At 68.5% G+C, this 24,016-nt stretch carries 19 protein-coding genes; 7 read left to right on the forward strand and 12 right to left on the reverse strand.

Annotation, left to right across the window (positions count from 1 at the left end; translation table 11 throughout):
- The first annotated feature begins 117 nt into the window (after positions 1–117).
- Positions 118–546 (forward strand): nuclear transport factor 2 family protein, encoded by a 429-nt coding sequence (locus tag QM732_RS26710; RefSeq protein WP_415659118.1) that lies wholly within the window; start codon positions 118–120, stop codon positions 544–546.
- On the opposite strand, the gene QM732_RS26715 is transcribed toward QM732_RS26710, so the two are convergent.
- The 11 genes from QM732_RS26715 to QM732_RS26765 form a co-directional block, all read right to left on the reverse strand.
- A complete protein-coding gene (locus QM732_RS26715) occupies positions 543–1,454 on the reverse strand; it encodes a hydroxymethylglutaryl-CoA lyase (protein ID WP_415659119.1) in 912 nt (303 codons plus the stop codon). The genes QM732_RS26710 and QM732_RS26715 overlap by 4 nt on opposite strands.
- 1 nt (position 1,455) lies before the next feature.
- Positions 1,456–3,438 (reverse strand): biotin carboxylase N-terminal domain-containing protein, encoded by a 1,983-nt coding sequence (locus tag QM732_RS26720; RefSeq protein WP_415659120.1) that lies wholly within the window; start codon positions 3,436–3,438, stop codon positions 1,456–1,458.
- A gap of 13 nt (positions 3,439–3,451) precedes the next feature.
- On the reverse strand, positions 3,452–5,170 hold the full coding sequence (locus QM732_RS26725; RefSeq protein WP_415659121.1) for a hypothetical protein: 1,719 nt from the start codon (positions 5,168–5,170) through the stop codon (positions 3,452–3,454).
- Positions 5,171–5,268: 98 nt separating this feature from the next.
- A complete protein-coding gene (gene bioB, locus QM732_RS26730; RefSeq protein WP_415659122.1) occupies positions 5,269–6,309 on the reverse strand; it encodes a biotin synthase BioB in 1,041 nt (346 codons plus the stop codon).
- Entirely contained in the window at positions 6,306–6,983 is a 678-nt protein-coding gene (gene bioD, locus QM732_RS26735) for a dethiobiotin synthase (RefSeq protein WP_415659123.1), read from the reverse strand. The genes bioB and bioD overlap by 4 nt, the downstream gene beginning before the upstream one ends.
- Positions 6,980–8,194: an 8-amino-7-oxononanoate synthase gene (locus QM732_RS26740; protein WP_415659124.1), complete on the reverse strand. Its 1,215-nt coding sequence runs from the start codon at positions 8,192–8,194 to the stop codon at positions 6,980–6,982. Before QM732_RS26740 ends, bioD begins: the two co-directional genes overlap by 4 nt.
- The gene (bioA, locus tag QM732_RS26745; RefSeq protein ID WP_415659125.1) at positions 8,181–9,482 is read right to left on the reverse strand and encodes an adenosylmethionine--8-amino-7-oxononanoate transaminase; all 1,302 of its coding nucleotides are present in this window, start codon (positions 9,480–9,482) and stop codon (positions 8,181–8,183) included. The genes QM732_RS26740 and bioA overlap by 14 nt, the downstream gene beginning before the upstream one ends.
- On the reverse strand, positions 9,479–10,078 hold the full coding sequence (locus QM732_RS26750) for a DUF4126 domain-containing protein (RefSeq protein WP_415659126.1): 600 nt from the start codon (positions 10,076–10,078) through the stop codon (positions 9,479–9,481). The genes bioA and QM732_RS26750 overlap by 4 nt, the downstream gene beginning before the upstream one ends.
- A gap of 8 nt (positions 10,079–10,086) precedes the next feature.
- The gene (locus QM732_RS26755) at positions 10,087–10,872 is read right to left on the reverse strand and encodes an enoyl-CoA hydratase/isomerase family protein (protein ID WP_415659127.1); all 786 of its coding nucleotides are present in this window, start codon (positions 10,870–10,872) and stop codon (positions 10,087–10,089) included.
- Positions 10,869–11,420, reverse strand: coding sequence for a GNAT family N-acetyltransferase (locus QM732_RS26760; RefSeq protein ID WP_415659128.1), 552 nt, complete (start codon positions 11,418–11,420; stop codon positions 10,869–10,871). The genes QM732_RS26755 and QM732_RS26760 overlap by 4 nt, the downstream gene beginning before the upstream one ends.
- Before the next feature lie 5 nt (positions 11,421–11,425).
- Positions 11,426–13,033: a carboxyl transferase domain-containing protein gene (locus tag QM732_RS26765; RefSeq protein ID WP_415659129.1), complete on the reverse strand. Its 1,608-nt coding sequence runs from the start codon at positions 13,031–13,033 to the stop codon at positions 11,426–11,428.
- A 151-nt stretch (positions 13,034–13,184) separates the two neighbouring features.
- Between QM732_RS26765 and QM732_RS26770 the strand changes: the two genes are divergently transcribed.
- The 6 genes from QM732_RS26770 to QM732_RS26795 all read left to right on the forward strand — a co-directional run bounded on the left by QM732_RS26770 (position 13,185) and on the right by QM732_RS26795 (position 23,768).
- The gene (locus QM732_RS26770; RefSeq protein WP_415659130.1) at positions 13,185–13,877 is read left to right on the forward strand and encodes a TetR/AcrR family transcriptional regulator; all 693 of its coding nucleotides are present in this window, start codon (positions 13,185–13,187) and stop codon (positions 13,875–13,877) included.
- A gap of 44 nt (positions 13,878–13,921) precedes the next feature.
- Complete coding sequence (locus QM732_RS26775; protein WP_415659131.1) at positions 13,922–15,568, forward strand: FecR domain-containing protein; 1,647 nt, start codon at positions 13,922–13,924, stop codon at positions 15,566–15,568.
- Complete coding sequence (locus tag QM732_RS26780; RefSeq protein WP_415659132.1) at positions 15,565–17,958, forward strand: CHASE2 domain-containing protein; 2,394 nt, start codon at positions 15,565–15,567, stop codon at positions 17,956–17,958. The genes QM732_RS26775 and QM732_RS26780 overlap by 4 nt, the downstream gene beginning before the upstream one ends.
- Positions 17,959–18,196: 238 nt before the next feature.
- Positions 18,197–20,950: a TonB-dependent receptor gene (locus QM732_RS26785; protein ID WP_415659133.1), complete on the forward strand. Its 2,754-nt coding sequence runs from the start codon at positions 18,197–18,199 to the stop codon at positions 20,948–20,950.
- Between the two features lie 129 nt (positions 20,951–21,079).
- Positions 21,080–21,535, forward strand: a complete 456-nt coding sequence (locus QM732_RS26790) for a (2Fe-2S)-binding protein (protein ID WP_415659134.1) — start codon at positions 21,080–21,082, stop codon at positions 21,533–21,535.
- Between the two features lie 10 nt (positions 21,536–21,545).
- Positions 21,546–23,768: a molybdopterin cofactor-binding domain-containing protein gene (locus tag QM732_RS26795; RefSeq protein ID WP_415659135.1), complete on the forward strand. Its 2,223-nt coding sequence runs from the start codon at positions 21,546–21,548 to the stop codon at positions 23,766–23,768.
- Positions 23,769–23,779: 11 nt separating this feature from the next.
- Here QM732_RS26795 and QM732_RS26800 read toward each other — a convergent pair whose 3' ends face one another.
- Positions 23,780–23,974 carry a heavy-metal-associated domain-containing protein gene (locus QM732_RS26800; RefSeq protein WP_415659136.1) on the reverse strand — a complete coding sequence of 65 codons (195 nt, stop codon included), beginning with the start codon at positions 23,972–23,974 and terminating at the stop codon, positions 23,780–23,782.
- Positions 23,975–24,016: the final 42 nt, after the last annotated feature.

Below are 24,016 nucleotides of genomic sequence, written 5' to 3' on the forward strand. Positions count from 1 at the left end.
GACAAGCCCTGAGGCTTGTCCGGCGCCGCAGGAAGGCTGCCTTTCCCGAAAGCCACTTTCGCGTCGCGCGCCTTGCTGCGATGCTGCGCGCGGTTTGCCATCCGGACGGAGTCCATCTTGCAACGACGCATTTTCATGAGCAGTGCGGCCCTGGCCGGTGCATCGACGGCGGCCATGGCGGCGTCGGAGCCCGAGGCGGCTGCCATCGAGCCCTGCGCGCGGGACTACATCGAGGGCTGGTATGCGGGCGACGCGGCACGCATGGAGCGCTCGCTGCATCCCGAGTTGGCCAAGCGCATCGTCCGGCGCCTGCCCGATGGTCGCGGCGAGTTGCAGAACATGGGCGCGATGGCCCTGGTGCAGCACACGCGATCCCGCGCCGGGAGGCCCGAGGCCGGCAGGCGCGCCGAAGTGAGGATCCTCGACGTCTTCGGCCGCACGGCCAGCGTGCGCGTCGATGCAGATGACTGGATCGACTACATGCACCTGGCCCAGGTCGAAGGCCGCTGGCGCATCGTCAATGTGCTGTGGGAGCTGCGCGCCTAGGCGGTCCGTTTCGCCAGCACCGCGCGGGCCACGCGCGACACCGGCGGGCGGCCCAGCGCGTTGGAGATGAAGGCGCCGGCATCGACCAGCTTGTCCAGGGCTATGCCAGTCGCTATGCCGAGGCCGTCGAGCATGAAAACGACGTCCTCCGTCGCGACGTTGCCCGTCGCGCCCTTGGCATAGGGGCAGCCGCCCAGGCCGGCCACGCTTGCATGGAAGCTGTGCACGCCCAGCTCCATGCTGGCGTAGATGTTGGTCAGCGCCTGGCCATAGGTGTCGTGGAAATGGCCCGACACCTCGGCCAGCGGGAAGTGCTTCAGCGCGCGCTCCATCGCCGCCTGCACCTTGCGCGGCGTGCCCACGCCTATGGTGTCGGCGATGTCGATGGCGTCCACGCCCAGCGCACGCAGTGGCTTCACGACGGATTCGACCTGATCGGCGGTGATCTCTCCCTCATAGGGACAGCCAAGTGCGCAGGACAGCGCCGCGCGCACCTTCACGCCCGCCGCATGGGCGCCCTCTATCACCGGCGCGAAGCGCTCCAGGCTCTCGGCGATTGAGCAGTTGATGTTCTTCTGCGTGAAGGCCTCGCTGGCCGCCGTGAAGACGAGGATCTCGTCGGGTTTGCTCGCCAGTGCCGGCTCCAGTCCCTTGGTGTTGGGTACCAGCACCGAATACCTCACGTCGGCACGCCGAGCTATCGCTGCCATCACGGCCGTGTTGTCGCTCATCTGCGGCACCCATTTCGGGCTGACGAAGCTGGTGACCTCGATCTCTTTCAGCCCGGCGTCCTGCAGCATCGCGACCAGCCGGGCCTTGTGCTCGGTGGAGACGTTCTCCTTCTCGTTCTGCAGACCGTCCCGGGGAGCGACGTCGAGGATCTTGACGGTGGTGGGCAGCGCGGCCATGTCAGACCTCCAGTTTCAACAGCTCGGCGCCGTCGCCCACCTGGTCACCGACGGCGAACAGCAGTTCGGCCACCTTGCCGTCTCGCGGCGAGGAGATGGTGTGCTCCATCTTCATCGCCTCCATGACGGCCAGTGGCTGGCCCTTGGCGACGCTGTCCCCGGCCTTGGCCAGGAAGGCCACCAGCTTGCCGGGCATGGGTGCAGTCAGCCGGCCGCCCTCGGCCGGGCCGTCGCCGGCGTGGGCGATCAGGTCTACCTCGGTCAGCATGGCCGAGCCTTCAGCGGCGAATACGGCGATGCGCTCGCCTTGCGCATAGGTCTTTACGCGGGTGCGATCGCTGTCAAGGAAGAGCTCGTGTGTCTCGGCGTCCTGCGACTGCACGGAGAACGTCAAGGCCTGCCCACCGACGGTCAGCGTCATGCCGCCGCGGTGCTGGCGTGACAGCAGCACCTCGTGGTGCGTGCCGCCGGCCTCCAGGTCGAAGCGCCGCGTGGCCGTGCCGAACAGGCGGAAACCGTCACGGGCGCTCCACGGGTCGTGGTCCCGCGTCGTGGCCTCGACAGCCAGCGTGTGCGCGACGACAGCAGCGGCGGAGACGCGCAGCGGCAAGCCGGGCTGGTCGAACAGCACTGCCTTCTCACGTTCGATGAGCCCGGTGTCTAGGTCGGCGTTCGCGAACGAGGCCGTCGCTGCGCAGCGGCGCAGGAAGGCCACGTTGGTCTGTAGGCCCACGATGTGCGTGTCGCGCAGTGCCGCGTCCAGCCGGGCCAGTGCCTGGTCGCGATCCTCGCCCCAGACGATGAGCTTGGCGATCATGGAGTCGTAGTACGGGCTGATCGAGTCGCCTTCGCGCACGCCCGCGTCGATGCGAACGTCGGCCCTGCGGAAAGCCGCATGCGCGGGCCAGCGCGCTACGTCCAGCGTGCCGGTGGCGGGTAGAAAGCCGCCGTCCGGGTTCTCGGCGCAGATGCGGGCCTCGATCGCATGACCGTGCATGGCCAACTCCGATTGCCTGAGCGGTAGCGGCTCGCCGGCCGCGACGCGTAGTTGCCATTCGACCAGGTCTTGCCCGGTGATGGCTTCCGTGACCGGATGCTCCACCTGAAGCCGCGTGTTCATCTCCATGAAGTAGAAGCGGCCGTCCTGCTCGGCGATGAACTCGACGGTGCCGGCGCCGACATAGCCCACGGCCTTGGCAGCAGCCACGGCGGCCTCGCCCATCTGCGCACGGCGCTCCGGCGTCATGCCGGGAGCGGGCGCTTCCTCCAAGACTTTCTGGTGGCGGCGCTGCACCGAGCAGTCGCGCTCGAACAGGTAGACGCAGTTGCCGTGCGTGTCGCCGAAAACCTGGATCTCGATGTGCCGCGGGCGCTGCACGTAGCGCTCGATCAGCACGGCGTCGTCGCCGAAGCTGTTGATGGCCTCGCGCTTGCACGAGGCCAGCGCTGCGCCGAACTCGTCCGCGCTGTAGACCGCGCGCATGCCCTTGCCGCCGCCACCGGCGCTGGCCTTGATCAGCACGGGGTAGCCGATGCGGTCGGCTTCCTCCTTCAGCAGAACCGGGTCCTGATCGGCGCCGTGATAGCCCGGCACCAACGGAACCCGGGCAGCTTCCATCAGCCGCTTGGACTCGGCCTTCAGGCCCATGGCCAGGATGGCGCTCGGTGGTGGTCCGATGAAGACGACACCTGCATCGGCGCAGGCCTGGGCAAAGGCTTCGTTCTCGCTGAGGAAGCCATAGCCAGGGTGGACGGCCTCGGCCCCCGTGCGACGCGCTGCATCGAGGATGCGCTCCCATTGCAGATAGGAGTCTCGCGGCGCGGGGCCGCCGATGAGGATGGCCTCGTCGCAAGCGTTCACGTGCTGGGCATCGGCATCGGCCTCGGAATAGACGGCGACGGTCCGGATGCCGAGGCGCTTCGCCGTGGCGGCGACGCGGCAGGCAATCTCACCGCGATTCGCGATCAGGATCTTCTTGAACATGTGTGATGTCTCCTCAAAGGCCGAGTCCCAGGCGTTGCGCGGCTTGTGGCCGCAGGCGCAGGGTCTGCTGGATGGGCATGTCGGGCAATTTCTCCGGGCAGGCAAGCGCGATGGGCTCGCCAGCACTGATGTCCAGGAGGATGGGCTGACCGGCCGCGCAGGTGGTGCGCACGCCCTGCCATGCGCCGACGGGATCCTCGAACGGCGAGACGCCCGCGATGCGGTGGACGTTGGGGCTGCCGCGCAGGCTCCGACAGGCGGGCTGCGTGTCGATGCGGAAGTGATCGGCCTGGGTCCAGAAACTCATCACGCCGTCGCAGTCGGCGCTCATCAGCGCCGCCATCAGCGCGGTGCCCAGACGACCACGGAGGGCGGCCGGCATCGACTCGCCGCGCTTCAGCTCGATCGCCTCGATGGCATCGCCCCAGTCGCGCAGCAGCGCGCTGCGAAAGCCCAGTTGTGGGTCGAACAGCAGCCGGTGCATGGGTCCAGCATCGCCACCGTCGGCCCAGCGGGCGATGGCCCGAGCGTCGATGGGCTCAGTGCTGCCACGGAACGGGCCGGCGGCCACGTCCACTGGTGTGCCGTCGCGTGGCTGCGCCCATTGCGCCAGCATCCACAGCACCTGGCCGCAGGCGTAGGCATCGTCGTCCTTGTGGTGACCGGTCGGAAGCGCGGCCGAAACTCGGTCGCCGCGGGCGAACTGGCAGTTGTTCAGCGCGAGGTCGACGCGTTCTCGCCAGACGGCATCGGGCTGGCCGGCTTCCTGCGCCAGCAGTCCGGCCATCCAGTCGGCATGGCCTTCATGGATCCAGGGACGATCGCCGTCGGTGCGGAACAGGCCGGTGTCCCACCAGTGCGTCACCTCGTGCGCGACGAACTGCTGCACCGCGCGGGCTGCTTCAGTGACATCCTTCGGCGCCCTGGCGTCGAAGCGCAGGCTCATCATGCGACCAGACGTGACGTCGCCGCGGAAACCCTGCATCCCGGCGGGCACGTTCACCACCACGGCCCAGGGGCCGGCAGGCCTGGCGTCGTAGGCGCGCGCCAGCCGCGCCGTGACCCGCAGCAGCGACTCGCGGACCGCGCCCAGTCGAATGGCGTCTATGGTCTGGTCATGGATCAGCGCGCCACCGGGCAATGTCTCGATCTCGACCTTGCCGAGAAGCACGTACTCATGGGAGGCCGTAGCTGCGAAACCCGCCGCCGTCCGGCCTTCGTCGGTGGCCGCGAACGTCATCTGCTCGGCGGGCAGCACCCGGTCAATGGGCTGCGTGGACACCCGGCCTGCGACCACGGCATGTGCTCCGGGGCCGGGCGTCCAGCGCCAGTGCAGCGCGTGGCCGGGTAAGGCGACGGCGTAGTAGCCGAGGTAGGCCATGACTGCACTACCGCCTACGGCAAAGGCCGGCTCGTTGACCGCATAGCGGTTCAGCAGGCGCGGCTTCATGCGGAAGATGGCCGAGGTACAGCCGTCGGCCAGCTTGATCGTTACGCGCGGCTTCAGCGTGACGCTGGAGCAGTTGCCCAACGGCACGGCCATCTCGCCCCAGACGGTGGCCATGGTCGATGCGCGATTGAACAGCGGCAGCTCGCGCACGCCCTCCGGCGGCGTGTAGCTCACCAGCAGCGCGCCATCCTCGGTCACGCGCTGTTCGATGAGCAGCTCGCTCGCCGAGGCGCCGCCGGCCATCACCAGCGCTGCCAGGCAGGTTGCCATCGCCTTGAACATTCGTTGCCTCCTCTGCCGTCTTCTTGTGGATTCAGGGTCGGGGTAGCGCCGCGGGTCGATGGACCCTGGCGCAGGTTCTGAGCCGGCGGCTCAGTCGATCAATGTGATCGGCACACCTCGACCTTGGCCGCGGCGTCCGTTGCCAGACCCGATTCGGTCGAGCAGCGCATGCCCAACCGGTCCAGTAGCGCGCGGTCCTTCTCGGCCTGCGGGTTGCTGGTCGTCAACAACTTGTCGCCGTAGAACATGGAGTTGGCGCCGGCCAGGAAGCACAGGGTCTGCATGGTCTCGGGCATCTCCTCGCGGCCTGCCGACAGGCGCACCATGGCGCGAGGCATGGTGATGCGGGCCACGGCGATGGTGCGAATGAATTCCAGCGGGTCCAGTGGCGCGGTGCCGGACAGCGGGGTGCCTTCAACCTGCACGAGGTTGTTGATAGGCACGCTTTCGGGGTAGGGGTCCAGGTTGGCGAGCTGCACGATGAGGCCGGCGCGCTGGCGGCGTGTCTCGCCCATGCCCACAATGCCGCCGGAGCAGACCTTCAGACCCTGTTGGCGCACGCGATCCAGCGTATCGAGGCGGTCCTGGTAGGTGCGCGTCGTGATGATCTGGCCGTAGAACTCCGGCGCGGTGTCCAGGTTGTGGTTGTAGTAGTCCAGGCCGGCTGCGGCGAGCTGCTCGGCCTGGCCGTCTTCAAGCATGCCGGCCGTGAGACACGTTTCCAGGCCCAGCGCCTTCACCTCGGAAATCATCTCGCCGATGGCCTCCAGGTGGCGCGGCTTTGGGCTACGCCACGCGGCGCCCATGCAGAAGCGCGTCGCGCCGTTGGCCTTGGCCGCGCGTGCGGCTTCCATGACCTCCTGTAGCGGGATCAGCTTCTCGGCCTTCAGGCCGGTGTCGAAGTGGGCCGACTGCGGGCAGTAGGCGCAGTCCTCCTCGCAGCCGCCAGTCTTGATGGACAACAGCGTGGACAGCTGCACCGCGTTGGCATCGAAGTGTTCTCGGTGCACCTGTTGCGCGCGGAACAGCAGGTCGTTGAAGGGCAGGTCAAACAGCGCCACGACGTCCTTGACCGTCCATGGGGTGGCCTGGCGGCGGTCGGCGTCAGTCGTGGGGGTGAGGGTGTGGATCTGGTTCATGCGAAGGCAACCAAGGGGGAGACATCGAGACGAGCCGGCGCGGCCAGCGGGTCGGAAAGACGGGGCAGATGCCCGAGGCAGGGCGCGTTCAAGCCAGCCTGCACAGAGGCCAGATTGTCGGCGACATGGGGTTGATGGGGGTCGACAGTGTTGGCGACCCAGGCGGCGAGAGTCAGCCCACGCGAGCAAATCGCTTCGGCCGTCAGCAATGCATGGTTGATGCAGCCCAGGCGAAGGCCCACGACGAGGATGACGGGCAGGCCCAGGTCAACGGCGAGGTCGGCGGTGTCCCAGGTGTCGGTGAGCGGTACACGGAAGCCGCCGACGCCTTCGACCAGTGCAAGGTCGGCCTTGGCCGCCGTCGCGCGCACGGCTTCCAGCAGCGTGTCGCGGTCGATGTGGCGGCCTTCGAGCCTGGCCGCGATGTGCGGTGCGCAAGGCTCGCGGAACTGCAGCGGACCGACGTCGGTGTCCGCGAGGCCGAGGTTCTGCGCCGCAAGCAACGTGGCAACGTCCTCATTGACCCAGCGGCCTTCGATGAGCTCCTGTCCCGCAGCGAGGGGCTTGATCGGCGCTACGCGCCAGCCGGTCGCAGCGAGGGCGCGGGTCAACGCGGCGGTGACGAAGGTCTTGCCGATCTCCGTGTCGGTGCCTGTGATGAAGAAGCCCTTCATGCAGCCTGTTCCTGAGCGGCGGCGGCGCGTTCGAGCGCCGTCAGCAGTGTGTCCACGTCGGCTTCGGTGTGCGTGCCGCATAGCGTGATGCGCAGCCGCGCCGTGCCGGCGGCCACGGTGGGCGGCCGTATGCCCGGCACGCGCAGGCCGGCCGACTCCAGCGCGGCGGCCAGCGCCATGACCTCGGCATTGCCGCCGACGACCAGTGGCTGGATGGGCGTGGCGGCATCGGTCAGCGACCAGCCCAGGCGCGGGTGGCGGGCAATGAGCGCCAGCAGGCCGTTGCGCAGCCGGGCCTGCAGCGCAACGAGGTTGGCACGTCGCGTGGCACCCAGCGGGCCTTCGATGAGCGCGAAGCTAGTCAGCAGCGCATGCTCGATGGCCGGCGGTGACGCGGTCGAGAAGATGAAGTTGCGCGCCGCCTGCAGCAGGTACTCCACGATGGTGCCATGGGCCACGACGAATGCTCCCGCGAGGCCGGCGGCCTTGCCCAGCGTGCCGACGAGGATGAGGCGCTCGCTGCGCAGGCCGAAGTGTTCCAGCGAGCCGCGGCCCTGCTGGCCCAGTACGCCGAAGCCATGGGCATCGTCGACGATGAGCCAGGCGTTGAATTCGTCGGCCAGTGCCAGCAGGCCTGGTAGCGGCGCAAGGTCGCCGTCCATGCTGAACACGGCGTCGGTGACGATGAGGCGCACCGTGGCGGTGCTGGCGGCGAGCGCTTGCCGCAGCGCGGCCAGGTCGGCATGGGGGAACCGCGTGACCCTGGCCTTGGCCAGCCGCGCCGCATCGATCAGCGACGCATGGTTGAGCTGCTCCGAGAAGATCTCGGTGTGCTCGTCGCCCAGGGATGTGACGACGGCGAGGTTGGCCATATAGCCGGTGCAGAAGCCGATGGCGCGAGCCTGCGGGATGTGCGGCGCGTACCAGCGCGCCAGCGTGCCGGCGACGGCTTCGTGTGCGGCGCTGTGGCCGCTGACCAGCGGCGACGCGCCCGAGCCGCCGCCCCAGCGACGGGCGCCCTCGGCCAGCGCGTCGGCGATTGCGGGCTCTGCGGCCAGGCCCAGGTAGTCGTTGGAGCAGAACATCAGCAGCTCGCGGCCGTTGATGGTCTGGCGCGGCGCAGTAGGTGAGTCGGCGCGGCGCAGCGAACGCGTCAGGCTCTGCGCGGAGAGGGCATTGAGCTTGGCGCTCAGGTGTTCAAGCAAGGACATCGTTCAGCGTCGCCGTCACGGCCCCCGCCAGGAAGGCTGCGGTCGCGTCGTCGATCAGGTAAGGAGGCATCAGGTAGACGGTGGCGCCGATCGGTCGGATCAGCAGCTCGTGTGCGCGCGCTGCGAGGTGGAAGCGCTCGGCAAAGCGCGGTGGCGCCTGCTTTTTTTCATCCAGCACATCGAAGGCCAGGATCATGCCGCGTTGGCGCAGATTCGCTACGCCGGGGGCCAAGGGCGCGAAGGCGCGGGCCAGGCGCTCGGCCTGCTCGCGGTTGGAGTCGAGCTGGCCGGCGTCGAAGCGGTCCAGCACCGCGTTGGCTGCTGCGCAGGCCAGCGGGTTGCCGGTGTAGGAGTGCGAGTGCAGGAAGCCGCGCGTGACGTCCTCGCTCCAGAAGGAGGAGAACACCTCGTCCGTCGTCAGCACCAGCGACAACGGCAGCGTGCCGCCCGTGATGCCTTTGCTCAGCAGGAGGAAATCGGGCCAGGCTGCGTGCGATTGCTCCCACGCGAAGAAGGTGCCCGTGCGGCCGCAGCCGACGGCGATCTCGTCGGCGATCAGGTGCACGCCGAACTCGCGCGTCAGCTCGCGCAGGCCTTTCAGGTAGGCCGGCGAGTGCATGACCATGCCGGCGGCGCCCTGGACTAGCGGCTCGACGATGACACAGGCTATCGAGGAATGCCGTGCAGCCAGCAGCGCGCGCATCGCGGCAAGAGCCTCGGTCTCGTTGTCGAGCCGCGCATCCGGCGAGGCCACGATGTGGGCACGCATCAACAGCGGATCGTAGGCATCGCGGAAGACCTGAACATCGGTCACGCTGAGGGCGCCCAGCGTCTCCCCGTGATAGCTGTTCTTCAGGCAGACGAACTCACGCTTGGTCGTCTGGCCGCGGTTCTTCCACGAGTGGAAGCTCTGCTTCAACGCGATCTCGACAGCGCTGGCGCCGTCGCTGCCGAAGAACACATGGCCCAGCGCACCGCCGGTGCGGGCGGACAGCCGCTCGGCCAGCCGGACGGCCGGTTCGTGCGTGCAGCCGGCCAGCATCACGTGGGGCAGGGTGTCCAGCTGAGTCTTGATCGCACCGAGCAATGGTTTGTCACTGTGGCCGAAGAGGTTGACCCACCAGGACGAGTTGGCGTCGAAGTAGCGGCGGCCCTCTGTGTCGATGAGCCAGGGGCCGTCACCGCGAGCGATGGGCAACGGCGGCAAGTCGGCCAGGCGTGCCATCTGTGTGCAGGGGTGCCATACCGCGGCGCGGCTGCGGGCAGCGAGGTCTTGAGAGGGGGTCATGCGGGGGACGGGCGACTCATGCGCCTCAGCAGCGCGCGCAGGAACTTGAAGCACAGCCAGGTCAGCGTAGCCATGACGGCCAGCGCGAGGGCTAGCAGCGGGAAAAAGATGAAGGGATGGGCCCAGGCCAGCCACAGCATGGCGGGCACGGCCACGTCGCCGGCCAGTGAAAGACCCAGGTTGGAGAAGGGCTCGGGCGAAGTGTTGGCCGCAGCGCGTGTGCTGGCCTTGGCCGTGTGCGCTGCGGCCGCGAGGCCGCCGCCGAGCAGCGCAGCCACTGTCGTCCAGGTCTCACCGTGGTCGCCGGCCCAGCCGCTGACGAGGCCGGCCACCAGCGCTGCGCCAGCGGGGATGCGGATCAGCGTGTGCAGTGCGTCCCAGGCACTGTCGACCAGCGGCACCTTGTCGGCCAGGAATTCGACGACGGTGAGTGCCGCGGCGCATGCCATCACCAGCGGAGAGGCCAGCACCTGCAGGCCCGGCGGCAGCGCTATCCAGCCCCAGTGCCCGGCGATGCCGACCAGCAGCACCGTCAGGTACAGGCGCAGGCCGCTGGCCCAGCCGAGGGCTGCGGCCAGCGCGAGCAAGTGGACCATGTCGAGCTTCATCCCTGCTGCCAGCCCGGTTTGCCCTTGCTCAGGAAGCTCAGCACGCCCTCGCGGCCCTCGGCGCTGGCGCGGATGTCGGCGATGCGGCGTGCCGTGTCATCGCGCAGCGCGTCGGTGATCTCGCGGCCTGCCACGTCCTTGACGAGGCGCTTGCAGGCGCGGGTGGCGGCGGGGCCGTTGGCGCAAAGGGCGGCGGCGAGGTCGTCGACCTTGGCATCCAGCGCGTCTGCGGCGACGACCTCATGCACGAAGCCAAGCCGCTTGGCTTCATCGGCGGAAAAGCGCTCGGCCGTCAGGAAGTAGCGCCGCGAGGCCTGTTCACCCAGTGCCTTGACGACGTAGGGGGCGATGGTCGCGGGCATCAGGCCCAGCTTTGCCTCGCTTAGGCAGAAGCCTGCCCCATCCACTGCGACGACGATGTCGGCGCAGGCCACCAGGCCCATGCCGCCTGCGTAGACATCGCCCTGCACGCGCGCGATGACCGGAACCGGGCAGCTGTAGAGGGCCCACAGCATGTCGGCCAACTTGGTCGCGTCTGCGTGGTTCTCGTCCCATGAATAGCTGGCCATGGCCTTCATCCAGTTCAGGTCGGCACCTGCGCAGAAGGCCTTGCCCTCGGCAGCGAGGACGATGGCGCGCAGGTCGGCGCGTTGGCCAAGCTCGATGAAGGTGGCCGTCAGTTCCTGGATCAACACCTCGTTGAAGGCGTTGCGGACTTCGGGGCGGTTCAGTGTGACGCGGGCGACATGGCCCGCGGTTGTGAGGCTCAGGCAGCTGTTCATGGCGATGTCGGCTCGGTTTGGGGTACGGCCAGCGGCTTGCACATCAGCACGGAACGGTAGGTCTTGCCCTGCCACTGCACCACACCCACTTCGGCGTAGCCGCGGCGGGCGTAGCGGCGGCGCAGCACGGCGGCGGGCTCGGCTGTGTCCAGTGCGATCTGGTGGTGGCCCTGGTCGCTCGCCCAGGTTTCGGCCGTGTCGATGAGACGCTCGGCCAGGCCCTGGCCTCGCCAGTCCGGATGCACGCCCAGTTGCGACAGGATGGCCGTGCCGGCCGTCGTGTACAGCGGCGGGGGCGGGTCTGCGATGTAGGCCTCGCCGGCCGGCTTGGGGCCGCGCACGGCGACGGTGCCAACCAGCTGCGCGCCGGCCACGGCGACGAAGGCCTGACCGTCCGCCAGACGTTGGCGCGTGACGTCCACGCCCTGGTCCACAGCCGTGAAGTTCCAACCCTGGGCGGCGAGGCTGGCGTAGGACGCATGCAGCAGCTCGGTCAGGTCTTCCACGCTGTCCGTGGCATCGAGGGGGCGGATGTCGACGGTGCTCATGGACGTCACATGCGGAACACGCCGAACTTGGTGTCCGGGATGGGCGCGTTCAGCGACGCCGCCAGCCCCAGCGCCAGCACTCGTCGCGTGTCGGCCGGGTCGATGACGCCGTCGTCCCACAGTCGAGCGGAGGCGTAGTAGGGGTGACCCTGTTCCTCGTACTGCTGGCGCAGCGGGGCCTTGAAGGCCTCTTCTTCGTCAGTGCTCCAGCTGCCGCCCTTGGATTCGATCGCGTCGCGGCGGATCGTCGACAGCACGCTGGCTGCCTGCTCTCCACCCATCACGGAAATGCGCGCATTGGGCCACATCCACAGGAAGCGAGGTGAGTAGGCTCGGCCGCACATGCCGTAGTTGCCGGCGCCGAAGCTGCCGCCGATGATGACGGTGAACTTGGGTACCTGGGCGCAGGCCACGGCCGTCACCATCTTGGCTCCGGCACGGGCGATGCCCTCGTTCTCGTACTTTCGGCCCACCATGAAACCCGTGATGTTCTGCAGGAACACGAGCGGGATCTTGCGCTGACAGCACAGTTCGATGAAATGCGCGCCCTTGTTTGCGCTCTCAGCGAACAGGATGCCGTTGTTCGCGACGACGCCCACTGGCATTCCCTCGATGTGGGCGAAGCCGCACACCAGCGTAGAGCCGTAGCGGGCCTTGAACTCGTCGAACTCCGAGCCGTCGACGATGCGGGCGATGACCTCGCGCACCTCAAAGGGCTTGCGCGTGTCGGTGGGGATGACGCCGTGCAGTTCGGCCGGGTCGTGGGCCGGTGCCTTGGATGCCTGCATTGCCAGTGGATTGGCCTTGGTCCAGTTCAGCCGCGCGACCGAGTTGCGCGCGATGGCCAGTGCATGGGTGTCGTTGTTGGCGAGGTGGTCGGCCACGCCGGAGAGGCGCGTGTGCACATCTCCGCCGCCGAGGTCCTCGGCCGTGACGACTTCGCCGGTGGCGGCCTTCACCAGCGGCGGGCCGCCGAGGAAGATGGTGCCCTGGTTCTTGACGATGATGGTCTCGTCGCTCATGGCCGGCACATAGGCGCCGCCGGCCGTGCACGAGCCCATCACCACGGCGATCTGCGGAATGCCTGCCGCACTGAGATTGGCCTGGTTGAAGAAGATTCGCCCGAAGTGGTCGCGGTCCGGGAAGACCTCGTCCTGGTTGGGCAGGTTGGCGCCACCGCTGTCGACCAGGTAGAGGCAGGGCAGGCGGTTCTGCTGTGCGATCTCCTGCGCACGCAGATGCTTCTTCACGGTGATGGGGTAGTAGGTGCCGCCCTTCACCGTCGCGTCGTTGCATACGATCATGCAGTCCACGCCCGACACCCGGCCGATGCCGGCCACCACCCCGCCGCCGGGCGCCGCGTTGTCGTACAGGTCCAGGCCGGCCAGTGGCGCCAGTTCCAGAAAGGGCGTGCCGGGGTCCAGCAGCATCTCGACCCGATCGCGGGGCAGCAGCTTGCCGCGGGCCGTGTGCTTGGCGCGTGCGGCTTCGCCGCCGCCCTGGGCGATCTGCGCGAGCTTGGCGTTGAGGTCGGCGATCAGCCCGCGCATGGCATCGGCATTGGCCTTGAAATCGGCCGAACGGGGGTTGAGCTGGGTGTTCAAAACCGGCATGGTGTCTCCCGGCAAGTTCTGTCTAAGCAGAACTCAACTTGATGGTCTATCGGCCTCGTGAGCCGCGTGAGGGGCGTCAGAATAATCCAGGGTGAACCCGGATGCAACGTGGACTTGAGTGTTACTCAAAAATTGCGCAGAATGTGGCCCGATGACGACGGCTGCCGCTCCGCTCCAGCGCCGCGCTCCCTCCGGCCCCAAGGCCGAGCAGCGGGTGCGAGACATCCTGCGCGTCGGTCGTGGGGTGTTTGCCGAGCGTGGCTATGAGGGTGCAACGACAACCGAGATCGCCCAGCGCCTGGGCATTTCAGAGGCCACCATCTTCACGTACTTCCGCGGCAAGCGCGAACTCTGCCAGCGTGTCATCCAGGACTGGTACGACGAGAACATCGCCGCCATGCAGGCCGGCCTGCCGCGCAATGCTTCGGTGCGCGCGCAGCTGGAATACCTCGTGCTGACCAACCTGCAGGTCTTTCTCGTACAGGGCAGGGGGATCTGCGCGCTGGTGTTGTCGGAAGGCCGGGCCAAGGGCCAGGACCTGGGCGCCGGCCTCGTGGAGCTCCAGCGGCGCTACACGGCCCCGCTGATGGAGCTGCTGGCCCGAGGCCAGGAAGCGGGCGAGGTCCGGCGCGACATCCCGCTGCGGCTGCTGCGCTCGCTGGTGTTCGGCCCCATCGAGCAAATGCTGTGGGAGGTGGTCATCACCGGCCGCCAGATCGATGTGGAGGCCAGTGCGCGTGACCTCGTGGCCTTGCTGTGGCCGGCTCTGCAGGCGCCCGACCAGGAGCTGCAGCGGCTGCGCCGGCTGCGAGCACAACTGCAGGACGTCCTCGCGCAAGCCTGAGTCGCTCGCTACGATGCGGGCTCCTTCGCGGACGGGAGGCGGCGATGAATGGACCGGGAGTCTGGCTGGCATGGGCCCTGCTGACGGGCGCCGGCGTGGCGGGCGCGCAGCCCGACGCTGCCGATGCCGACTGGCGCTATCGCATCCAGCCCGGTGACACGCTGATCACGCTGACCGACAACTGGCTGGCCCCGCCTCGGAGCTGGCGCGACCTGCAGAAGCTCAACCGCGTGCCCGACCCGCTGCGGCTGATGCCAGGCACCACGCTGCGCATGCCAGTGGCATGGCTGCGGCGTGAGGCCGGCGTCGCCGAGACCGTGTTCGCGCGCGGCCAGGTCACGCGCGAGCGCGGCGCCGCAAGCGCGGCCCGGGAGCCACTGACGGCGGGCACCGCGCTGCACAGTGGCGACCGCATCCGCACCGGCGCCCAGTCCAGCGCCAGCCTGCGCTTTGCCGACGGCTCGAGGCTGCTGATCCCGCCGGACAGCGACGTCAGCCTCGACCAGTTGCTGGTCCTTGGCCGCAGCGCCCTGCCTGCCGTGCGCGTCGGCGTGCAGCAGGGCGGGGCCGACAGTCGCGTGGTGCCCAATGCCCAGCGCGTGCCGATGTACGAAGTGCGCACGCCGCATGTCAACCTTGGCGTGCGCGGCACCGAGTTCCGCGTGCAGACGGCCGGCTCGCAAAGCCGCATGCAGGTGCTGGCCGGCGCAGTGCATGCCGACGGTCTGGCCCCGGACGTGGCGCCGGGCCAGGGCCTGCTCGCCCAAGGCCAGGAGCGCAGTGTTGCGCCATTGCTGTCTGCGCCCGACCTTGGCGGGCTGGTACCGCTGGCGGAGCGGTTGCCGCTGCACCTGTCGTGGGTCGGAGGCCCGGCTGGCGCTGTCGCGTGGCGGGCGCAGCTCTATGCCGCAGGCGACTTCGATCGGTTGCTGCTCGACGCGGTTGTCGGCGAGCCAGCGGCCACATGGCCTGAGGCTCGAGATCTGGCCGACGGCGACTACACCTTGCGCGTGCGCAGCATTGACGCGCGTGGCCAGGAGGGCGCAGCGGCCGATGCTGCCGTGCGCCTGCAAGCCCGCCCCGAGCCGCCATTCATCCAGGCGCCGGCGCCGGGCAGCGTCAGCTACGACGGCGCTATGGCCTTGGCTTGGACGCGCAACACGGCAGCCCCCAACGTACGCCTGCAGATTGCGCGCGATGCCGAGTTCAAGGACCTGGCCATGCAGCCGCCGCCAATAGCCGCCGCGGGTTTCGAGGCCAGGCTGCCAGAGCTGGGAGGTTTTGGAACCTATCACTGGCGCATCGCGGCGGTCGAGGCGGGCGGCCGCGCCGGCCCCTTCAGCGACGCGCAGGTCTTCGAGATCAAGCCGCCGCCGCCAGTGCCGCAGCCCGCCGAAGCCCAGGTCAGCGGCGACCAGCTTCGGCTGCGCTGGCGCGCCGACCCTGGCATCGCGCGCTATGAGCTGGAATGGGCCGGCACGGAGGCCTTTGACGGCGTCGACGTCCGGCGTTTCACGACCGACGATGCCGAGCTGATCCTGCCCAAGCCTTCGCCCGGCAAGTACTTCCTGCGGGCCCGGGGTTTCAATTCCTCGGGCGCCGCCAGCCCCTGGGGCCAGACGCAGGTGATCGAGCAGCCCTACCCGCGCTGGCTCTGGTTGCTGCCCCTGCTTCTCGTGCCACTGCTTTGAAGCGCTGGCCCTGGCTCGCCCTACCGGCAGTCCTGCTGCTGTGGGCACTGCTGAGCCTGACGGGCGCCCAGCCGCGCATCGATCGAACGCTGGGCGACCTGCTGGTGCGCGCTGCAGCGCCGCAGCCCGGCGAGCCGGCCAGCGTTGTCGTCGACATCGACGACGCTTCACTGCGCGTGTTGCGCCAGACACTCGGAGAGTGGCCCTATTCGCGCGAGGTCTATGCGCTGATGCTGGACTATCTCGGCCAGTCAGGCGCACGCCTCGTCGTCATCGACATCGTCCTGGCCGGCTCGCGCGAGGGTGACGAGCGGCTTGCATCCGCGCTGGCTGCCGGGCCACCGGTGGTGCTGGCGGCAGCGGGGCTGCGCCAGCGCGCTGCCGTCGAGTTGGCGCCGGCCAGCGCGGCCGAGCAGCGCGCCCTCGCGCGCCTCGGTGCGGCCCAGGCGCCGGGTCTGGACTGGGACGCGCTGACGGCACCCGCGGACGCGCTGCTGGATGTGCTGACCGGGCCGGCCAGCCTGGGGCTGGTCTCGGTGGCCCTGGACGACGATGGCCTGCTGCGCCACCTGCCGCTGCTGCATCGCGTGCAGGGTCGCAGCCTGCCCAGCCTGGCCTTCGCTGCGCGCCTGCGGGCCGACGGCGCGCAGGCCTGGCGGTACGAGCCGGGGGCGCTCGTCGCCGGCACGCGCCGCTGGCCGGTGGACGACCAGGGGCGGCTACGCCTGCGCCTGCCGTTGGCGGGGCGGGGGGGCGACGGCGGGCCACCAGCGGTGTCCTGGCAGCGCCTGATGCGCGCTGCCCTTGGGGAAACGGATGATGCCGAGCTGGCCCGGTTGTTGGCCGGCCGCAGCGTCTTCGTCGGCAGCAGTGCCTTCTTTGCCGACGAGGTCATGACACCGCAGGGACGGCGGTCTGGCGCGGCGCTCAACGCAGCCGTGTTCGAGGGACTGGGCGCCGAGCCGCTGCCGCTGCTGCGCGACGGCGGGCCGGCCGTGCGGGCGCTGGAGGCGCTGCTGCTGCCCCTGGGTGCCCTGCCACTGTTGCTTCGCCGCCAGGCGTTGGCTGCCGGCCTGGGCTTGGCCGGCATCCTCGGCGCGGCCTGGGCCGCGGTGCAGGCTGGCCTGCTGATATCGCCGGCGCCGGGCCTGTACCTGCTGGCGCTCGCCCTGCTGCTGACCGCCATCGAGCACGAGCGCTGTGCCCGCGAGCGCGAGCGGGAACTGACCCGCGAACGCGAGCTGGCCGAGGCGCGCAGCCGTGCCAAGACCGAACTGTTGGCCCAGGTCAGCCACGAGATGCGTACGCCGATGAACGCCGTGCTGGGCTTCTCTGACATCCTGGCTCGCTCGCCGCTGCGGCCTGAGCAGGCCCACTACGTCGAGGTGCTGGGGCATGCCGGCCGTCAGGTATTCGCCCTCATCAACGACCTGCTGGACAACGCCCGCATTGAGAGCGGACGGCTGGAGCTGGCTTCGCACCCCTTCAATCTCGTCGACCTCGTTGAACTGCAGTTGGAGCTGATGCGCGAGCGCGCCCAGAGCCAGGGCCTGTGGCTGCGCGTGTTCGCCCGCACCGAGGCGGCCGGTTGGGTGCTCGGCGACTCACAGCGCGTTGCACAGATCGTCACCAACCTGGTCGGCAATGCCATTCGGTTCACCCGCACCGGCGGCGTCACCGTCGAGCTGTCGCGCGACGCCGGCGGCCAGCTGCTCATCAGCGTGCAGGACACCGGCATCGGCATCGCGCCGGACCGGCTGGAGCGCATCTTCCAGCCTTTCGCCCAGGCGGATGCCGCCATTGCCCGCGAGTTCGGGGGCACCGGTCTGGGGCTGTCCATCACGCGCAGCCTGGCGCGACTGATGGGGGGCGACGTGAGTGTGCAGAGTCGCCCGGGCGAGGGTAGCCGCTTCGAAGTGCGTCTGGACCTGCCGGACGCGCGGCCGTTGCACGGGGGGCTGACCGAGCCGGCGGAGCCGCGCGGTGAGCGTGCTGCGCCAAGCCGCGCACTGCGCCTGCTGCTGGCCGAGGACAACGACGTCAACACCCTCGTCATCGAGGGCATGCTGGCGCCGCTTGGCCATTGCATCACGCGTGTGGTCGACGGCGCGCAGGCCCTGGCCGCACTGCGCGATGGCGACTTCGACCTTGTGCTGATGGACATGCAGATGCCTGGCATGGACGGGCTCGCTGCCACGCGAGAGTGGCGGGCCATCGAGGCCGCAGAGATCGGCAAAGGCCGGACGCACACGCCCATCGTCGCGCTGACGGCCAACGCCTTCGACGCCGACGTGCAGCGGTCGCTCGAGGCGGGCTGCGACGCCCACCTGACCAAGCCCATCAGCCTTGCCGCACTGCTGCAGGCGTTGGCGAAGTACGCCCGCCACTGAAGCGGGCGGTCAGCCGCCTTCCGGCAAACCCCACAGGATCCGGGGGAGCGGATGGGCGCCGCCAGTCCGGGAAGTCAGCCCCTAGTTTGTCCGCTGCGCCATCGCCACAGCCTGACTTCCCGCAGGGGGGGGCTCGAAGGAGCTGGCTCAACATTTCTTTGCGCGCGGGCAACAAGCCGCTTGTCGGCAAGAGCGCTCGGGGGCCCACCACACAGCCCGCGCACATCAAGGAGTGAACATGAACCAACATCGCAACACCCGCCTGGTGCTGGCCTTGCTCGGCGCCGGGCTTGTCTCGCTGCCGGTCCGGTCCCAGGAGCAGTCGCAGCAGCTGGAGCGCATCACCGTTACTGGCTCGTCGATCAAGCGGCTGGAATCCGAGACTGCGCTGCCCGTCAGCGTCGTCACGCGCGACCAGATCGTGAAGTCCGGCGCTACCAACGTCGAGGACATCCTGCGCCGTATCGGTGCCAACACAGCGCTGCAGTCCGACACGACGCAGGGCGCCGGCTATGCGCAGAGCTTTGCCAACCTGCGTGGCCTGGGACCTAACTCCACGCTGGTGCTGCTGAACGGGCGGCGCCTGGCCAACTTTGCCTTCGGCTCCATCGGTGGCAACTCATCGGTGGACCTCAACAGCATTCCGTTTGCGGCCATCGACCGTATCGAGGTGCTGCGTGACGGTGCCTCCGCGGTCTATGGCACCGACGCCGTCGGCGGTGTCATCAACTTCATCACCCGCAAGGACTACGACAAGGGTGAACTCACGCTGCGGTACGGCGACACCGAGAAGGGCATCGGCGGCAAAGAGACCGGCGCCTCGGTGGCCTTCGGCATGGGCGGTCTGAAGAGCGATGGCTACAACCTGCTCGTCACCGGCAATGTCAAGAAGCAGACCAAGCTCAGCGCCATCGACCAGAAGTGGTACCTGCGCGGCCTGCAGGAGATCCCTGGCTCCGATCCTCCGACCTCTGGACGCTCCTTCCCGGGCCGCCTGGTGGACTTCGGCATCACGCCCGGCGCGTACGCCAATGCGGGCGCCAGCTTCAGCCCCTGCGACCCCAACTACAACACCATCCAGACGCTGACCGACACCACGCCCAACGGTACCCCGATCAAGCGGTGCCGCTTCATCTACCCCGCCGTGCAGGAGAACCTCCCCGACACGACCAAGGCCGACCTTTTCGGGCGACTGTCGCTGGACATGGGGCGGGACTCGACGCTGTTCTTCGAGGCCAGCTATGCGCGCAGCAAGGGCATAGGCCGCACGGCGCCCGTGCCCATCGACTCGACGGCCGGCCATGTGAAGCCGGACGGTACCTATCCGTCCTTCGCCTTCCCGATCAGCAGCAAGTACTTCCCGGCCGCGCTGCTGGCCAGCCTGGGCTACACGCCGGACCAGTTCGATACGCTGGGCGGCGGCTTCACTGAGATCGCGATGCGCTCGGTGCCTGTAGGGTTGCGCACCAACAACACGCTGAACGAGCAGACCCGCCTCGTCGCCGGCATGACCGGAATGGCCGCCGGCTGGGACTACGACGCGGGCCTGACCGTGTCGCAGGCGAAGGGATCGTTGGACTACTTCAACTACCTGCACGAGGGCCGCTTCATCACCGAGCTGGCCTCTGGCGTCATCAATCCCTTCGGCCCGCAGGACGCCGCAGGCCTCGCGGCGCTGGACAGGGCGCGCATGGAAGGCCCAATGCGCCGTTCCAAGAGCACGACCTACGCGCTGGACGCCAAGGCCAGCCGCGAGCTGATGGCCATGTCCGGCGGCCCGATGATGCTTGCGGTGGGCGCCGACCTGCGCAAGGAAAAGGCCAACGACCGCGCCGTCAACCCCGACTATGAGCAGGGCCTGCACATCGGTGGCGAGGGCACGGTGCCCAACACCACGGCTTCGCGCAGCATCTATGCGGTGTTCAGCGAGCTGTCCATGCCATTCGCCCCGGGCTGGGAGGCGACCGTCAAGGCCCGCTACGATCACTACAGCGACTTCGGCAGCACCTTCAATCCCGGCCTGACGATGCGCTTCCAGCCCAACAAGGCGCTGCTGCTGCGCGCCAGCGCCGGAACCGGCTTCCGTGCACCGACGCTGTGGGACGTCAACAGCCCCATGGCCTTCACCAATACGGCCAACTCCCTGGTCGATCCCGACTGCCCGGCTGGCCATGCCAACGATCCGCGCTGCGAGACTCAGTTCAATGTGCGCCTGTCCAGCGATCCTGGCCTCAAGCCCGAGAAGTCGCGCCAGTACTCCTTCGGCGCCGTCTTCGAGCCGTTGCGCGACCTGTCCATCGCGCTGGACTACTGGCACATCCAGAAGAAGGACCAGATCAGCGTCATCGGTGGCGATGCCATCATGGCCGACACGACGCTCTACCAGCGCTACAACGCCCGCATCCATCGCTTGGCGAACGGCTTCATCAGCTATATCGAGACGCCGGTTGAGAACCTCGGCGAGCTCAAGACCAGCGGCCTCGACGTCGACGTGAAGACCAGTTGGGGCCTGGGCGGCTGGGGCAAGCTGGGTGCGAGCTTCGTGGGTACCTATGTCAACACCTGGAAGCAGCAAAACGGCAAAGGCACGCCTTTCGTGTCCTACCAGGGCACGGCCGGCGACGGTGCCAGCGTGCAGCCGGTGCCCAAGTGGCAGCACACGCTGGGCTTGGACTGGAACGCCGGCAACTGGAACGTCACGCTGGAGAATGTCTTCGTCAAGGGCTGGACTGAATCCGCGGGCCTCGTCGAGGCGAACGTCGGCCCGGCCGTGGAGCACAAGGTCAAGGACAGCAGCCGCTGGAACATGTCGGTCGGCTGGAAGCCCATCGCGCCGCTGGCCCTGCGCCTTGGCGCGCGCAACCTCTTCAACCAGGATCCGCCGTTCACGGCCGTGTCGAGCTACGGCTCGCACGTGGCCGGCTATGCCGGCTCCTTCGTGGATCCGCGGGGACGCTTCTGGTACATGACGGCGAGCTACCAGTTCAAGTAGGCCCGAGGGCTGCTGCCAAGGGGCCTCGCGGGGCCTCTTTTTGTGTCCGGTGCAGAGCAATGCCTGAGTGATGTACTGGGGCGCTGCTTCTGGCTAGAGTCGCCGGCTTCCACCCCCCGGAGGTACGCAATGATCAACCTGACCGTCAACGGGCGCGCCGTCTCGCTGGACGCCGACCCCGACATGCCCTTGCTCTGGGCGGTGCGCGAGGAGCTTCAGCTCACCGGCAGCAAGTTCGGCTGCGGTGCGGCCCAGTGCGGCGCCTGCACCATGCACGTCGCCGGCGCGCCGGTGCGCAGCTGCCTGACGCCGATCTCGTCGGTGCAAGGGCCTGTAACCACCATCGAGGGCCTTGCCAACGACAAGGTCGGCCAGGCCGTGCAGGCCGCCTGGGTGGCGCACGACGTGGCCCAGTGCGGCTACTGCCAGAGCGGACAGGTCATGAGTGCCGTGGCTCTGCTCAAGGGCAACCGCAAGCCCAGCGACGCCCAGATCGACGAAGCTATGGCGGGCAACATCTGCCGCTGTGGCACCTACACCCGGATCCGCGCCGCCATCCATGCGGCCGCGGCCCAACTCGCCTGAGGAGGTCGCCATGCTGAACCCCCGTCGCATCGACGCCGCCGTTGCTGGTCGCGGCCTTTCCCGGCGCAGCTTTGTCGCCACCACCCTCGGCGGCGCCGTGGGCCTGGCGCTGCTGCCCAACCTTGCTGCTGCGCAGGGCGCCGCAGCCAAGCCCGGCTCCAAACCCACCGAGCAGCCGCTGGCGTTCGTCAGCATCGCCCCGGACGGCGCCACCACCATTCTGTGCAACCGCATGGACATGGGCCAGGGCATCGAAACTGGCCTTGCAATGATCTGCGCCGAGGAGCTGGATGCGGATTGGTCCAAGGTCCGCACCGGTTTTGGCGACCAGCAAGCCAAGTACGTGGACCCGCTGTTCGGAATCCACCTGACGGGCGGCTCCAATTCGGTCAAGAACAGCTACCAGCAGTATCGAGAGCTTGGCGCGCGCACCAAGGCAATGCTGGTCGCCGCCGCCGCGCAGGCTTGGGGGCTGCCAGCCGCATCGCTGAAAGCCGAGAACGGTGTCATCAGCGGCGCTGGCAAGAGCGCCGGCTATGGCGAGTTCTTCGACGCGGCGATGAGGCTGCCGGTGCCTGAAGCCGTCACGTTGAAGGATCCCAAGGCGTTCAAGCTCGTCGGCCAGCCCACCGGCCTGGTCGTCGGCAAGGCCAAGAGTACTGGCGCCCAGGCCTATGGCATGGACGTGCAATTGCCCGGCATGGCGGTGGCCGTCATCCAGCGTCCGCCCGTGTTCAACGGCAAGGTGGCCAAGCTGGACGCGGCAGAGGCGCTCAAGGTCAAGGGCGTCAAGGCCGTGCTGCGGGTGCCGCTGGACCGCGGCGGCCAGGGTGTGGCCATCGTCGCCAGCGGCTACTGGGCTGCCAAGAAGGGGCGCGACGCGCTCAAGGTCGACTGGGATCTGGGTGGCATCGCCAAGCCCGACACGAAGGCGCTGACGGCCCAGTACCTGGCCCTGTCCAAGACGCCCGGCACGCAGGTGCCCAAGCTCGATGCCGACGTTGGCGGCTGGAGCAAGGCGCCGAAGAAGATCACGGCCGACTTCATCTTCCCCTATCTGAACCATGCGCAGATGGAGCCGCTGGCCTGTACGGTGGACCTGAAGGACGATCGCTGCGACCTCTACTATGCGGCGCAGATGCCTGGCATCGACGCGATGAACATCGCCAAGGCGGTGGGCCTGAAGCCGGAGCAGGTGCAGATCAACGTGCAGATGGCCGGTGGCGGCTTCGGCCGCCGTGCCACGCCCGCCAGCGAGTGGCCTCGCGAGGCCGCCGCGGTGGCGGTGGCGCTGGCCCAGGCGGGTCAGCGCATGCCGGTCAAGGTGATTTGGAGCCGAGAAGACGACGTCAAGGCGGGCTACTACCGACCCATGACGGTGCACCGTGCCGAGATCGGCTTCGACGCCAGCGGCAAGGTCCTCGGCTGGCAGCACCGCATCGTCAGCCAGAGTATCCTGAAAGGCTCGCCGCTGGAGGGCTTCGGCTACAAGGACGGCGTGGACGGCACCACCGTCGAGGGCATGCGGGAGCCCTATGAGTTGCCAATGAACCTCAGCGTCCATCATCCCGACGTCAATGTGCCGGTGCTGTGGTGGCGATCGGTGGGATCCACGCACACGGCCTATGTCATGGAGACGCTGGTCGACGAGATCGCTTTCGCTACCAAGCAAGATCCGGTAGCCTACCGGCTCAAGTTGATGGCAGGCAACGCCAAGGCCGATCGCCATCGCGCGGCGCTGCAGGCGGCTGCGGACAAGAGCGGCTATGGCAAGCGCAAGCTGAAGCCCGGCCAGGCCTGGGGAGTCGCGGTGCACGAGAGCTTCGAGTCCGTCGTCGCCTACATCGTCGTCGCCAGCATGAAGGGCAAGGGCAAGGACCGCCAGCCGGTGCTGCAGGAGGTGCATGCCGGCGTGCACTGCAACCTCTGCGTGAACCCGAAGTCGGTTGAAACCCAGGTGCAGGGCGCCGCCATCATGGCCCTCGGAACGACGATGCCGACGCACCACGTCACGTTCAAGGACGGCGTCGTCGAGCAGAACAATTTCTACGACATTGCCATGCCCCGCATGCCGGACGCGCCCAAGGTGATGACGGTCAGCATCGTGCCCAGCAGCGATCCGCCCAAGGGCATGGGCGAACCAGGCCTGCCGGCGCTTGCGCCAGCGCTCGCGAACGCGGTGGCGCGGCTGACCGGCCAGCGCCAGCGCGAGTTGCCTTTCAGGTTCGCCTGAGCGAAGCCTTGTCAGGGGGCCGGCGGATAGCCGGCCTCGGTCAGCGCGGCCACCAGAGCCTCACGGGGCAGGGTGCTGTCAACCTCGGCCGTGCGGGCGTCGCGGTCGATCTCGACGCGGGCCTGGGTGTCTTTGGCCTTCAGCGCTTCGGTGATGGCGGCGACGCAGTGGCCGCAGCTCATGTCTGGCAGGGTGAATCGATACATCGGAGGCTCCTGGAGGCTGGCATCATGCCTGCATCCAGGCTT

Origin of the sequence: Roseateles sp., from assembly GCF_047654805.1 — a bacterium.
Taxonomy (GTDB): domain Bacteria; phylum Pseudomonadota; class Gammaproteobacteria; order Burkholderiales; family Burkholderiaceae_C; genus Pelomonas.